This window comes from Pseudomonas sp. W2I6 (genome assembly GCF_030815935.1).
Lineage (GTDB): Bacteria > Pseudomonadota > Gammaproteobacteria > Pseudomonadales > Pseudomonadaceae > Aquipseudomonas.
The window spans coordinates 4,282,065-4,296,324 of record NZ_JAUSXJ010000001.1; the positions used below are offsets into that span (position 1 = coordinate 4,282,065).

11 protein-coding genes are annotated in these 14,260 nt (G+C 58.4%); 1 reads left to right on the forward strand and 10 read right to left on the reverse strand.

Going from position 1 to position 14,260, the window contains the following annotated elements:
• Positions 1–102 precede the first annotated feature (102 nt).
• The 4 genes from QF039_RS19555 to QF039_RS19570 all read right to left on the reverse strand — a co-directional run bounded on the left by QF039_RS19555 (position 103) and on the right by QF039_RS19570 (position 3,817).
• A complete protein-coding gene (locus QF039_RS19555) occupies positions 103–831 on the reverse strand; it encodes a dienelactone hydrolase family protein (RefSeq protein WP_008434010.1) in 729 nt (242 codons plus the stop codon).
• Between the two features lie 66 nt (positions 832–897).
• The gene (htpG, locus tag QF039_RS19560; protein WP_003210561.1) at positions 898–2,802 is read right to left on the reverse strand and encodes a molecular chaperone HtpG; all 1,905 of its coding nucleotides are present in this window, start codon (positions 2,800–2,802) and stop codon (positions 898–900) included.
• An 89-nt stretch (positions 2,803–2,891) separates the two neighbouring features.
• Positions 2,892–3,344 carry a PaaI family thioesterase gene (locus tag QF039_RS19565; protein WP_177019613.1) on the reverse strand — a complete coding sequence of 151 codons (453 nt, stop codon included), beginning with the start codon at positions 3,342–3,344 and terminating at the stop codon, positions 2,892–2,894.
• The gene (locus QF039_RS19570) at positions 3,341–3,817 is read right to left on the reverse strand and encodes a PaaI family thioesterase (protein ID WP_003210563.1); all 477 of its coding nucleotides are present in this window, start codon (positions 3,815–3,817) and stop codon (positions 3,341–3,343) included. The genes QF039_RS19565 and QF039_RS19570 overlap by 4 nt, the downstream gene beginning before the upstream one ends.
• Before the next feature lie 157 nt (positions 3,818–3,974).
• On the opposite strand from QF039_RS19570, the gene QF039_RS19575 reads away from it, so the two are divergent.
• The gene (locus tag QF039_RS19575; protein WP_003210564.1) at positions 3,975–4,217 is read left to right on the forward strand and encodes a hypothetical protein; all 243 of its coding nucleotides are present in this window, start codon (positions 3,975–3,977) and stop codon (positions 4,215–4,217) included.
• A gap of 149 nt (positions 4,218–4,366) precedes the next feature.
• Here QF039_RS19575 and brnQ read toward each other — a convergent pair whose 3' ends face one another.
• The 6 genes from brnQ to QF039_RS19605 form a co-directional block, all read right to left on the reverse strand.
• Positions 4,367–5,680, reverse strand: a complete 1,314-nt coding sequence (gene brnQ / locus QF039_RS19580; protein WP_003210565.1) for a branched-chain amino acid transport system II carrier protein — start codon at positions 5,678–5,680, stop codon at positions 4,367–4,369.
• Between the two features lie 417 nt (positions 5,681–6,097).
• Positions 6,098–6,979, reverse strand: a complete 882-nt coding sequence (gene sucD, locus QF039_RS19585) for a succinate--CoA ligase subunit alpha (protein WP_003210566.1) — start codon at positions 6,977–6,979, stop codon at positions 6,098–6,100.
• Complete coding sequence (sucC, locus tag QF039_RS19590; RefSeq protein WP_003210567.1) at positions 6,979–8,145, reverse strand: ADP-forming succinate--CoA ligase subunit beta; 1,167 nt, start codon at positions 8,143–8,145, stop codon at positions 6,979–6,981. Before sucC ends, sucD begins: the two co-directional genes overlap by 1 nt.
• Positions 8,146–8,359: 214 nt before the next feature.
• Positions 8,360–9,796 (reverse strand): dihydrolipoyl dehydrogenase, encoded by a 1,437-nt coding sequence (gene lpdA / locus QF039_RS19595; protein ID WP_003210568.1) that lies wholly within the window; start codon positions 9,794–9,796, stop codon positions 8,360–8,362.
• A 95-nt stretch (positions 9,797–9,891) separates the two neighbouring features.
• Positions 9,892–11,124, reverse strand: a complete 1,233-nt coding sequence (gene odhB, locus QF039_RS19600) for a 2-oxoglutarate dehydrogenase complex dihydrolipoyllysine-residue succinyltransferase (RefSeq protein ID WP_008434003.1) — start codon at positions 11,122–11,124, stop codon at positions 9,892–9,894.
• A 44-nt stretch (positions 11,125–11,168) separates the two neighbouring features.
• Entirely contained in the window at positions 11,169–14,000 is a 2,832-nt protein-coding gene (locus QF039_RS19605) for a 2-oxoglutarate dehydrogenase E1 component (RefSeq protein WP_003210570.1), read from the reverse strand.
• Between the last annotated feature and the right edge of the window lie 260 nt (positions 14,001–14,260).

The window sequence follows — 14,260 nt, forward strand, 5'->3', positions numbered from 1 at the left end:
CAAGCCCGCTCCCACATTTCGACCGCGTTCCTTCAGGATGTACACGGTTAAAATGTGGGAGCGGGCTTGCTCGCGAAGGGGCCAGCTCAGGCAACCGAACTATCAGCCCTTGAACACTTCATCCAGCAAGTTATGCATCGACTGGAAGGCCCGCGCAGCGGTCTTCGCGTCATACATCATCTTGCCCGGCACATTCGCGTGCGGGTCGGTAAACGAGTGCACCGCACCGCCGTAGCTCAGCAATTGCCAATCCACACCGGCGGCGTTCATTTCGTCTTCAAACGCCGGCAGTTGCTCCTTCGGCACCAACGGGTCGGAAGCACCGTGCAACACCAGCACGGAACCCTTGATGTTTTTTGCATCGGCCGGGTTCGGCGTGTCGAGGCTGCCGTGGAACGAAACGGCAGCTTTCAACGGTGCACCGGTACGTGCCAGCTCCAGGGAGCAGCAACCACCGAAGCAGAAACCAAAGGTCGCCAGCTTCGAGGTATCCACCGCCGCTTCAGTCTGGGTTTTCAGGTGATCAAGCGCGACCTGCATGCGCTTGTTCAACAGCGGCCGGTCATTCTTCAACGGCATCATCGCCGCACCCGCTTCATCGCCGTTCGAAGGGCGGACGGTTTGCCCGTACAGGTCGGCAAGCAGCACCACGTAGCCCTTGCTGGCCACGCTCTTGGCGATCTCTTCAGCGCCGGCACTGACACCCATCCAGTTCGGCGCCATCAACAACCCTGGCAGCGGGCCCTTATGACTGGCATCAAATGCCAGGCGGCTTTCATAAGACTGGCCATCAATCTGATAGACCACGGAACGCACGGTGATTTGGCTCATCATTTACTCCAGGTGAAAGGCTCCAGAACGAAAAAACCCGCCGAAGCGGGTTTTTCTACAACGGTGTTAAACCGACAGTTCAACCAACAGCTTGTTCAGTCGGCGCACATAAGCGGCCGGGTCTTTCAGGCTGTCGCCGGCAGCCAGGGCTGCCTGGTCGAAGAGGATGTGCGACAGGTCGCCAAACCGCTCTTCGCTCTGCTCGCCGTCGAGTTTCTCGATCAGCGGGTGAGCCGGGTTGAATTCGAAGATCGGCTTGGAATCCGGAACCTTCTGACCGCTGGCTTCCAGGATCTGACGCATCTGCATGCCCAGGTCCTGCTCGCCGATGGCCAGGATCGCCGGGGAATCGGTCAGACGATGGGAAACCCGCACTTCGCTGACGGCATCGCCCAAGGCGGTCTTGATTCGCTCAACCAGGCCCTCTTTGGACTTGGCCACTTCTTCAGCGGCTTTCTTGTCTTCTTCGGAATCCAGGTTGCCCAGGTCCAGGTCGCCGCGGGCGACGTCAACAAAGCTCTTGCCGTCGAAGTCGCTGAGGTAGCTCATCAGCCACTCGTCGATGCGGTCGGTCAGCAGCAGCACTTCGATGCCTTTCTTGCGGAAGACTTCCAGGTGCGGGCTGTTCTTGACCTGAGCGTAGGTTTCACCGGTCAGGTAGTAGATCTTGTCCTGACCTTCCTTGGCGCGCGCCAGGTATTCGGCCAGGGAAACGTTCTGCTCGCCGTCGTCACCGTTGGTCGATGCGAAACGCAGCAGGCCGGCGATTTTTTCCTTGTTGGCGAAATCTTCTGCCGGGCCTTCTTTCATGACCTGGCCGAAGTTTTTCCAGAAGCCCTTGTATTGCTCAGGCTCGTTTTTCGCCAGCTTTTCCAGCATGTCGAGGACACGCTTGGTCAGCGCCGACTTCATCGAGTCGATGATCGGGTCTTTCTGCAGGATTTCCCGCGACACGTTCAGCGACAGGTCGTTGGAGTCAACCACGCCCTTGATAAAGCGCAGGTACAACGGCAGGAACGATTCCGCCTGGTCCATCACGAATACGCGCTGCACATACAGCTTCAGGCCTTTCGGCGCTTCACGCTGGTACAGGTCGAACGGAGCACGGGCCGGTACGTAGAGCAGCGAGCTGTATTCCAGCTTGCCTTCGACCTTGTTGTGGCTCCAGCTCAGCGGGTTTTCGTAATCGTGGGCGATGTGCTTGTAGAACTCCTGGTATTCCTCGTCCTTGACTTCGGTACGAGGACGGGTCCACAGGGCGCTGGCGCGGTTGACCACTTCCCATTCCTGGGCCGGGGCTTCTTCGCCTTCGGCCGCCGCTTGTTCTTTCGGCAACTCGATCGGCAACGCGATGTGGTCGGAGTACTTCTTGATGATATTGCGCAGACGCCAGCCATCGGCGAACTCGTCTTCACCGGACTTCAGGTGCAGGACGATGCGGGTACCACGATCAGCCTTGTCGACAGTGGCGATTTCAAATTCGCCCTCGCCCTTGGAAGACCAGTGCACGCCTTCGCTGGCGGCAAGGCCGGCACGGCGGCTGAATACTTCAACCTTGTCGGCAACGATGAAGGCCGAGTAGAAGCCCACGCCGAACTGGCCGATCAGGTGCGAATCTTTCTTCTGGTCGCCCGACAGGTTCTTCATGAAATCAGCGGTGCCGGATTTGGCGATGGTCCCCAGGTGGGTGATCGCATCGTCACGGCTCATGCCGATACCGTTGTCTTCGAGGGTGACGGTTTTCGCGTCCTTGTCGAAGCTCACACGGATTTTCAGTTCCGCGCCACCTTCCAGCAACTCAGGCTTGGACAGGGCTTCGAAACGTAATTTGTCGACAGCGTCAGAGGCGTTCGAGATCAATTCGCGAAGGAAAATTTCCTTGTTGGAATACAGCGAATGGATCATGAGGTGCAGCAGTTGCTTCACCTCGGTCTGGAAGCCCAGGGTTTCCTTTTGAGTTTCCACACTCATGGTCATCAAACTCCAATTGGATGGCAGTGGCCGCGCCCTTGAGGGTTGGCGGCGGGTTGTCATCAAAGTTGGGGGCTAAGACCAGGATTTCAAGGGCGAGCAGGTTCCTCAATCTTGAAATGCGCACGGGCGGTGGCAATCGGTTCGGCCTGGGTACTTTGCCATGCGGTGATCGCCACGTTGGCCACCCGCCGGCCCTGGCGCCACACCTGGCATTTGGCGTAGGTGTCGCGAAACTGGCCGGCGCGCAGGTAATCCAGGGAGAAATCGATGATCTTGGGAACACCAGGCGCACCGGTGAACACCAGCAAATGCAAGGCTGCGGACAGCTCCATGAAGCCCGCGATCACCCCGCCGTGGATCGCCGGCAATATCGGGTTACCAATGTTGTCCTTGTTGGCCGGCATGCGGAACAGCAATTCATCCCCCAGGCGCGTGCATTCGATACCGATCAGCCTGGCGTAGGGAATCAGGTTGAGCAGCGCATCATAGTTGCCGCGCTCGTGGGCTTGCTGCAGACGGGTCTTGAATTGATGGGTCATGCCTGTTCTCCCTTGATTGCATTGCCCAGGCCCTGGCTGCCCTTGAGGCGCTTGCCCATGCGCATGAACGTGCCCACCACGTGGGCAATCGGTTGCTGCGGATCGTCCTGGTAGGCGAAGCCGCGGGTGAAGATCACGTCGGTGGTCACCCGGTAGCACTGGGCAAAGCCGAATACCGGTTTATGGGGCTCGGCCGGGTGCATGTAGTCGATGCGCAGGTCCAGGGTCGGGCAAACCTCGAACTCCGGTAGTACGCACAAGGTAGCCATGCCACAGGCGGTGTCCATCAAGGATGTGATGGCGCCGCCGTGGATCACGCCGGTCTGCGGGTCACCGACGATATGCGGAGCATAGGGCAACACCAGCGTCATGCCGTCCTCGCTGGCGGCGTGCACCTGGATGCCCAGCACCTGGCAGTGGCGCAAGGCTGAAACAAAGCGCGTGGCACGGGATAAAAGAGGATTTTCGGTCATTCGTTAAAGACTCTTATTAGTGTGGAGCCGGCGGAGTAGACAACCTTGCTGAAAGTTCCCTAGGGAAAAGCCTTATATATCTGTGAGATTTAAGGAACTAAGCGTTGGGCATAGGCTCGAAAGGCCAGTAGATATCTTCAATAAGGAGAAACACCCCATGCGCAAGACTTTAGCTATTTCCATGATGCTGGCTGCTGCCCTCGGCCTCGCTGCCTGCGACAAAAAATCCGAAGACAAAGCCCAAGACGCCGCAGCCCACTCTGAGCAAGCTCAAAAAGACATGGCGAAAGCACAGGATAAAGTGAACGACGCTGCGAAAGAAAACGCCGATGCTGCCAAAGCTCAGGCTGAATCGAACGAAGCTGCTGCGAAAGAAGCAACACCTGCAACCGGTTCTTGAGTCTGACGACTTGAACACTGTGACTTGAAAAGTCATGTTGCAAAAGAAAGCCCGCTTAATAGCGGGCTTTACTTTGTCCGGTGGTTTTAACCCGGCCGGGCAGCTCGAAACTTCGAACTAAACCTCGGCACAAGTTAGTGGCTAAACGTTTAAGCCATCGCTTCACTGCGTTTGCCCAGCAGGCGGTCAATCACCACCGCAACCACCAGCGTCATCACCGAAGGCACCAGCCACGCCAGGCCCTGCTCGCTCAGCGGCAGGTGAGCCAGTTGCGATGGCATCCAGTCAGCCAGGCCCGCGCCCTTCAGCGCGTCAATGCAACCGAAGATGAACGACACCAGCATCACCGGGCCAACGATCCGGCCCTGCTCCTGCCAGAAGTCCTTACAGAAGCTCAGGGCCACCAGCACGATGCACGGCGGGTAGATGGCGGTCAGCACCGGGATCGAGAACGCGATCAGCTTGGTCAGGCCCAGGTTGGACACAAACAGCGAGAATACCGCCAGGATCACCACCAGGGTCTTATAGGACAGCGGCAGTACGCGGCTGAAGTACTCGGCGCAGGCGCAGGTCAGGCCCACCGCGGTTACCAGGCACGCCAGGGAAATCAGCACGGCGAGGAAGCCGCTGCCCAGGGAGCCGAAGGTGTGCTGGACGTAGGCGTGCAGCACGGCGGCGCCGTTGGCGGCACCGGCCGCCACTTCATGGCTGCCCGAACCGAGGCGGAACAGGCTGATGTACACCAGCGCCAGGCCCACCCCGGCAATCAGCCCGGCGATGATCGCGTAGCGGGTGATCAGCTTCGGCGACTCGACGCCACGGGAGCGGATCGCGTTGACGATCACAATGCCGAATACCAGCGCGCCGAGGGTATCCATGGTCAGGTAACCATTGATAAAGCCCTGGGAGAACGGTGCCGCCACGTACTCAGGGGTGGCAACACCCACATCGCCGGCCGGCAAGGCAAAGGCAGCAATGCCCAAGACGGCCAGGGCGATGATCTTCAACGGTGCCAGGAAACGACCGACGGTATCCAGCAGGCGGCCCGGGTACAGGGAGATGAAGAACACCAACAGGAAGTACACCGAGCTGTAGAGGAACAGCGCCAGCGGGCTTTCACCGGTCAGCGGCGCCAGGCCCACTTCAAAGGAAACGGTGGCGGTTCGCGGGGTGGCGAACAACGGGCCGACAGCCAGGTAGGCCGCCGCTGCCAGCAAGCCACCGGCGATCTTGCCGATCGGACTGCTCAACGCGTCCATGCCACCACCGACCTTGGCCAGGGCGACAACGGTGATCACCGGCAAACCGACCGCGGTGATCAGGAAGCCCAGCGCTGCCATCCAGACATGAGGCCCGGACTGCAAACCGACGATTGGCGGGAAGATGATGTTGCCGGCGCCCACGAACAGGGCAAAAGTCATAAAGCCCAACGCCAGGATGTCCTGGCTTTTCAACACTTTCATTTGAGGAAATACCACACTACTGAATCGGAATTTAGAGAGGGCTTCCCTATGGATGAGGGAAATACTGCCGGTCCGGATGGGGACCGACCGGTCTGGCGCGAGGCTTCCTTTTGGGAGGCACACGCATAAAGAGGCGGCTAGCCTAACGAATTTGCGGGTCAAACGCACTGTTGCGGGGCGAACTGTCCGATAAGCGACATTTTTATGTCGCGTTTTTATATCTAAATTTTGAAATGCGATCGAATGTGGGAGCGGGCTTGCTAGCGAAAGCGGTGTATCAGCCACTCATGAGCTGACTGACACACCGCTTTCGCGAGCAAGCCCGCTCCCACATGTTGATCTCCACCAACCTTCAGAATGCACAAAGGCCACCCGAAGGTGGCCTTTGTGGGGTGAAGCGTCAGTTAAGCGCGAGGCTTACTTGACAGCCCAACCGGTCAGCTCGGACAAAGCCTTGCCGATGTCTGCCAGCGAACGCACGGTTTTAACGCCTGCGTCTTCCAGGGCAGCAAACTTCTCGTCTGCAGTACCCTTGCCGCCAGAGATGATTGCGCCAGCATGGCCCATGCGCTTGCCAGCAGGGGCAGTCACACCAGCGATGTAGGAAACAACCGGCTTGGTCACGTGTGCCTTGATGTAGGCAGCCGCTTCTTCTTCAGCCGAACCGCCGATCTCACCGATCATTACGATCGCTTCGGTCTTCGGGTCTTCCTGGAACAGCTTCAGGATGTCGATGAAGTTCGAGCCTGGGATCGGGTCACCGCCGATGCCGACGCAAGTCGACTGACCGAAACCGGCGTCAGTAGTCTGCTTAACAGCTTCGTAGGTAAGGGTGCCGGAACGGGAAACGATACCGACTTTACCTGGCAAGTGAATGTGACCTGGCATGATGCCGATCTTGCATTCGCCTGGAGTGATCACGCCTGGGCAGTTAGGGCCGATCAGGACTACGCCCAGCTCGTCGCACTTAACTTTAGCGTCCAGCATGTCCAGGGTAGGAATGCCTTCGGTGATGCAAACGATCAGCTTGATGCCGCCGAATGCTGCTTCCAGGATGGAGTCCTTGCAGAAAGGAGCTGGAACGTAGATCACGCTGGCGGTGGCGCCAGTGGCAGCTACAGCATCTTTCACGGTGTTGAACACTGGCAGGCCCAGGTGCTCGGTGCCGCCTTTACCAGGCGTAACGCCACCCACCATCTTGGTGCCGTATTCGATGGCTTGCTGGGTGTGGAAACTACCTTGGGAACCGGTAATACCCTGGCAGATAACCTTGGTGTCTTTATTGATCAGGACGCTCATTATTTGCCCTCCGCAGCTTTGACAACTTGTTGAGCAGCGTCGGTCAGGCTGGTAGCAGCGATGATGTTCAAACCGCTTTCTGCCAGTACTTTAGCGCCCAGTTCAGCGTTGTTACCTTCAAGGCGCACAACAACCGGGATTTTAACGCCGACTTCTTTCACTGCACCGATGATGCCTTCGGCAATCATGTCGCAACGAACGATGCCGCCGAAGATGTTGACCAGTACTGCAGCGACGTTGGAGTCGGACAGGATGATCTTGAACGCTTCGGTAACGCGTTCTTTGGTGGCACCGCCGCCTACGTCGAGGAAGTTGGCTGGTTTGCCGCCATGCAGGTTGACGATGTCCATGGTACCCATGGCCAGGCCAGCACCGTTGACCATGCAACCGATGTTACCTTCCAGGGCTACGTAGTTCAGTTCGAACTTGGCAGCGTGCGCTTCGCGCGGATCGTCTTGCGACGGATCGTGGAAAGTCTTCAGCTTAGGCTGACGGTACATGGCGTTGGCGTCGATGTTGATCTTGGCATCGAGGCAATGCAGATCGCCGTCAGCCTTGATCACCAGCGGGTTCACTTCCAGCAGGGCCAGATCGTGATCCTGGAACAGTTTGGCCAGACCTACGAAGATCTTGGCGAACTGGGCAACTTGCTTGCCTTCCAGACCCAACTGGAATGCCAGCTCGCGACCCTGGAATGGCTGAGCGCCAACCAGTGGATCGATAGTGGCTTTCAGAATTTTTTCTGGGGTTTCTTCAGCGATCTTCTCAATGTCCACGCCACCTTCGGTGGAGGCCATGAACACGATGCGACGGCTCGAACGGTCAACGACAGCGCCCAGGTACAGCTCTTTAGCGATATCAGTGCACGATTCAACCAGGATCTTGGTGACTGGCTGGCCATTGGCATCAGTCTGGTAAGTCACCAGACGCTTGCCCAGCCACTGCTGAGCGAAGGCTTTGGCGTCTTCTTTGCTGCGAACCAGCTTGACGCCGCCCGCTTTACCGCGACCACCAGCGTGAACCTGGGCTTTGACAACCCACTCGGTGCCGCCGATTTTGTCGCAAGCTTCTGCTGCTGCTTCCGGGGTGTCTACTGCGTAACCCTTGGATACTGGCAGGCCGTATTCAGCGAACAGCTGCTTACCCTGATACTCGTGAAGATTCATGCTTATTACCGTCTTCGTTAGGTACTGCGCATTCGGCGCTGCGCTCTTTATTGAGTGCCGCGCCACCTGTGACTGCTGCTTGCACAGTCAAACCACCAAAGGCCTGAACCCTGGGTGGTGAAACTGCGCAAGACTGCGTCCAGCGGATATTCCGCGGTGAGTCTTGCGCACAAGGCTCACGACGGGCAACCGCCGTGGTTTCTTATTATCTCGCTTAGCGCTTCTTCTTGTTGGCGATGTGGATGGCATGGCCATTCACTGCCAACGCGGCTTCGTGCAGCGCTTCGGACAGGGTCGGATGGGAGAAAACCATCATGCCGATGTCTTCGGCGCTGGTGCCGAATTCCATACCGATTGCGCCTTGCTGAACCAGTTCTGCTGCGCCTGGGCCAATCACGTGGACGCCCAATACGCGGTCAGTCTTGGCATCAGCGATGACTTTGACAAAACCACCGGTGTCGTTGGCTGCCATGGCACGGCCAGAAGCGGCAAACGGGAAGGTGCCGACGTTAACTTCAACGCCTTCAGCTTTCAACTGCTGTTCGTTCTTGCCGACCCATGCAATTTCCGGGTGGGTGTAGATAACAGACGGGATCAGGTCGTAGTTCATCTGGGTCTTGTGACCCTTGATGCGCTCGACAACCATGATGCCTTCTTCGGAAGCCTTGTGCGCCAGCATCATGCCGCGAACCACGTCGCCAATGGCGTAGACGCCCGGCACGGTGGTAGCGCAGTGATCGTCAACGTGGATGAAACCACGCTCGTCGATGTTCACGCCGCTGTCGGAAGCCAGCAGGTCAGTGGTCACCGGACGGCGACCAACGGCTACGATCAGCTTGTCGAAAGTGATGGTCTGTTCGCCATCCTTGTCGGTGTAGGTCACGACAACTTCTTCGCCGTTAACCTTGGAACCGGTAACACGAGCGCCCAGCTTGATGTCCAGACCTTGTTTGGTCAGGGTTTTCAGCGCTTCTTTGGACACTGCGGTGTCGGCAGCCAGCAGGAACGTGTCCAGGGCTTCCAGCACGGTCACTTCGGAACCCAGGCGGGACCAGACCGAACCCAGTTCCAGGCCGATCACGCCAGCGCCGATCACGCCCAGACGTTTTGGAACCGCTTGGAATTCCAGGGCGCCGGTCGAATCAACGATCACGTTCTGGTCGACCGGAGCCGGTGGAATGTCGATTGGACGCGAACCTGGAGCCAGGATCACGTTCTCGGCTTCGATGATTTCGGTCGAACCGTCAGGCTTGGTGATTTCAACTTTCTTGCCGGCCAGCAGTTTGCCGTGGCCTTGCAGGGAAGTAACGCCGTTGGCCTTGAACAGGGTAGCAACGCCGGAAGTCAGGCCTTTAACGATGTTGGCCTTGCGGCCGACCATCGCTGGCACGTCCATGGTCACGCCAGCGTGGTTGATGCCGTGGATGGCAAAACCGTCTTGCGCTTCGTGGAATTTCCAGGAGCTGTCCAGCAGCGCCTTGGAAGGAATGCAGCCAACGTTCAGGCAAGTACCGCCCAGCGCCAGTTTGCCTTCCTTGTCGGTGTATTTTTCGATGCAAGCAGTCGAGAGGCCCAGTTGTGCGGCCTTGATGGCGGCAACGTAGCCGCCAGGGCCTGCGCCAATCACTACAACGTCAAATTTCTGCGACATGAAAAAAAATCCTCTTTAGCTAAAAGCTTCAAGCCGTGAGCCGCACTCCGGCCTGCCTCGCGGCAGACCGGGTGGTACGGCGCACCGCCGCTTTATCAGATATCCAGCAGCAGACGAGCCGGGTCTTCCAGCAGGTTCTTGATGGTCACCAGGAAAGTCACGGCTTCTTTACCATCGATCAGGCGGTGATCGTACGACAGCGCCAGGTACATCATCGGGCGGATAACCACTTGGCCGTTGATCGCCATAGGACGCTGCAGAATGTTGTGCATGCCCAGGATCGCAGCTTGTGGCGGGTTGACGATCGGAGTCGACATCATCGAACCGAAAGTACCACCGTTGGTGATGGTGAAGGTACCACCGGTCATCTCGTCGATGGTCAGTTTGCCGTCACGGGCCTTCTTGCCGAAGTTGGCGATGCCGCCTTCGATTTCAGCCAGGCTCATCAGCTCGGCGTTACGCAGAACCGGTACCACCAGGCCACGGTCGCTGGAGACGGCAACGCCGACGTCAGCATAACCGTGGTAAACGATGTCGCCGCCGTCGATGGAAGCGTTGACTGCCGGGAAGCGTTTCAGCGCTTCGGTGGCCGCTTTCACGAAGAACGACATGAAGCCCAGGCGTACGCCGTTGTGGGACTTCTCGAACAGGTCCTTGTACTTCGAACGCAGGGCCATGACTTCGGTCATGTCGACTTCGTTGAAAGTAGTCAGCATCGCCATGTTCGACTGTGCTTCAACCAGGCGCTTGGCCACGGTGGCACGCACGCGGGTCATCGGTACGCGCTTCTCGGTGCGGTCGCCAGCGGCGAACACAGGAGCAGCGGCAGCCGGGGCAGCAGCCTTGGCAGGCGCAGCAGCTGGAGCGTTTTTCTTGGCTTCAACGGCGGCAACCACGTCTTCCTTGGTCACACGGCCATCTTTGCCGGTGCCCTTGATGGACGCCAGGTTGATGCCGTTTTCGTCAGCCAGCTGACGCGCAGCCGGTGCAGCGATTGGATCTTCGCCACCCGCAGCCGGTGCAGCAGCTGGAGCTGCGGCAGCAGCCGGTGCCGCAGCGGCGGCAGGAGCAGGAGCAGCGGCAGCAGCACCGCCCTCTTCGATCGAGCCCAGTACCTGGTTCGACAGGACGGTAGCGCCTTCTTCGGCAACGATTGCGCCCAGCACGCCGTCAGCTTCAGCCAACACTTCGAGCACGACCTTGTCGGTTTCGATGTCGACGATCAGGTCGTCACGCTTGACGGCCTCGCCTGGTTTCTTGTGCCAGGTGGCAACGGTGCCATCGGCAACCGATTCCGGGAATGACGGGGCTTTGATTTCGATAGCCATTATCTGTGGGTCCTTAAAATTCGGTTTCAGTCAGCGCGAAGGCGTTAAACAGTGAAAGCATCTTGCAGCAGTTTTTCCTGCTGCTCGGCGTGCATCGACGCATAACCACACGCAGGTGCAGCAGAAGCATCACGACCGGCGTACTCCAGGCCCAGTGCCTGTTTGTGATTGCCGATGCTGCGACGCAGATGATGCTGGCTGCTGTACCACGCGCCCTGGTTCATCGGTTCTTCCTGACACCACACCACATTGGTGAGGTTGGTGTAAGGCGCGATGGCCTCCATCAGGTCGTCTTCCGGGAACGGGTAAAGCTGCTCGATCCGCACGATGGCGATGTCTTCGCGGCCTTCGGCACGGCGTTTTTCCAGCAAATCGTAGTAAACCTTGCCGCTGCACAGGATCAGGCGAGTGACCTTGGCCGCGTCGAGGGTGTCGATTTCTGAAATAACGGTCTGGAACGAACCATCCGCCAGATCTTCCAGGGTCGAGATGGCCAATTTATGACGCAACAGCGATTTCGGGGTGAGCACTACCAGCGGCTTGCGCAGCGGGCGGATCACCTGGCGACGCAGCAAGTGGTAGATCTGGGCCGGGGTAGTCGGCACGCACACCTGGATGTTGTGCTCGGCGCACAATTGCAGGTAACGCTCCAGACGGGCCGAGGAGTGCTCCGGACCCTGACCTTCATAACCGTGTGGCAGCAGCATGGTCAGACCGCACAGACGGCCCCACTTGTGCTCGCCGCTGGTGATGAACTGGTCGATAACCACCTGGGCACCGTTGGCGAAGTCGCCGAACTGGGCTTCCCAGATCACCAGCGCCTGAGGCGTGGTGGTCGAGTAACCGTATTCGAACGCCAGTACGGCTTCTTCGGACAGGAACGAATCGTACAGGTCGAAACGTGGCTGGCCTTCGTACAGGTTCTGCAACGGGATATAGGTGCCCGCGTCTTTCTGGTTGTGCAACACAGCGTGACGGTGCGAGAACGTACCGCGGCCGATGTCCTGGCCAGTCATGCGGATCGGGTGACCTTCGAACGCCAGGGTCGCGTACGCCATGGTTTCAGCGTAACCCCAGTTGATCGGCAGGCCGCCGGCTTGCATCTTCTGACGGTCTTCGTAGATCTTCGCAACCTGGCGCTGTACGACGAAACCGTCTGGGATTTCCAGCAGCTTGGCCGACAGTTCCTGCAGGGTTTTCAGATCGAACGAGGTGTCGTGACGCGCAGTCCAGGCGTGGCCCAGGTACGGACGCCAGTCAACGAACAGCTCTTTGTTCGGCTCTTTAACCAGGCTTTTCACGACATGCAGGCCGTTGTCCAGCGCGTTGCGGTATTCATCGATCTTCGCCTGAACACGTGCATCGTCCACCACGCCGGCCTTGATCAGGCTATCGGCATACAGCTCGCGGGTGGTGCGCTGCTTGGTGATTTGCTGGTACATCAACGGTTGGGTGCCGCTAGGCTCATCCGCTTCGTTGTGACCGCGACGACGGTAGCAGACCAGGTCGATGACCACGTCACGCTTGAACTGCATGCGGTAATCGATGGCCAACTGGGTCACGAACAACACGGCTTCCGGATCATCACCATTCACATGGAGGATCGGCGCCTGGATCATCTTGGCAACGTCGGTCGCGTACTCGGTAGAGCGTGCGTCCAGCGGGTTGCTGATGGTGAAGCCCACCTGGTTGTTGATGACGATGTGAACGGTACCGCCGGTCTTGAAGCCGCGAGTCTGCGACATCTGGAACGTTTCCAGGACCACGCCCTGACCGGCGAACGCCGCGTCACCGTGGATGGAAATCGGCAGCACCTTCTCACCGGTGGAATCGTTACGACGATCCTGGCGCGCACGTACCGACCCCTCGACCACTGGAGAAACGATCTCCAGGTGGGATGGGTTGAACGCCATGGCCAGGTGAACTTCACCGCCGGTGGTCATTACGTTGGACGAGAAGCCCTGGTGATATTTAACGTCACCGGAACCCAGCTCGACCTTCTTCTTGCCTTCGAACTCGTCGAACAGCTCGCGCGGGTTCTTGCCGAAGGTGTTGACCAGCACGTTCAAGCGGCCACGGTGGGCCATGCCGATCACGATTTCCTTGGTGCCGTAGGAACCGGAACGCTGGATCAGCTCGTCGAGCATCGGGATCAGGCTTTCGCCGCCTTCCAGGCCGAAACGCTTGGTGCCCGGGTATTTGGTGCCCAGGTATTTTTCCAGGCCTTCCGCTGCAGTGACGCGCTCGAGCAAGTGGCTCTTGACGTCCGCAGACAGCACCGGGCGACCACGCACGCCTTCAAGGCGGTGCTGGAACCAGTGGCGCTGCTCGGAATCAGTGATGTGCGTAAATTCGGCACCGATGGTGCGGCAATATGTCTGCTGCAACGCTTCGTGAATTTCGCGTAGGCTCGCTTCCTCTTTGCCGATGAACAGGTCGCCGGCACGGAAGGTCGTATCAAGATCGGCATTGGTCAAGCCGTAATGATTGATCGACAGGTCTGCAGGTGCAGGACGCTGCCACAGCCCCAGCGGGTCAAGCTGGGCTGCCTGGTGGCCACGCATACGGTAGGCCTGGATCAGTCGCAGTACTTCAACTTGCTTCTTCTCGTGCTCACTGCTCACGCTTGCGGCAGAAACCGGCTGGGCGCGGCGCTGGTTCTTTGCCAGCAGCACGAACTGATCGCGAATTGTTGCGTGCGATACATCGGTGGCAGCGTTGCCGTCTGAAGACAACGTCTGAAATTTGGTGCGCCATTCTTCTGGCACAGCGTTAGGGTCGTGCAGGTAGAGCTCATAAAGCTCTTCCACATAGGCAGCGTTACCACCTGAAAGATAGCCGCTGTTCCACATGCGCTGCATCACGCTTTCTTGCATGCTTGGTCACCCTCGATTTGGGGACACCACCGGCGAAAACACCGAGTTTGCTTGCAAAAGGCCAAGTGCAGCGACCAAAACAAGCCACTTAGGATCACGCTGATAGTTCGGGTACCAACCCGAATGCCCCTGCTTGTCTCATTTCTTCAAAATAAGAGCCGCGTCTTTGTAAGTCGCTGCTCAAGTTAAAACTACGGCGCCGGTTGAAGCCTGCGCCGTAGCATCTACGGGCACAACGGTCCTGCTTTTACTACAACGTC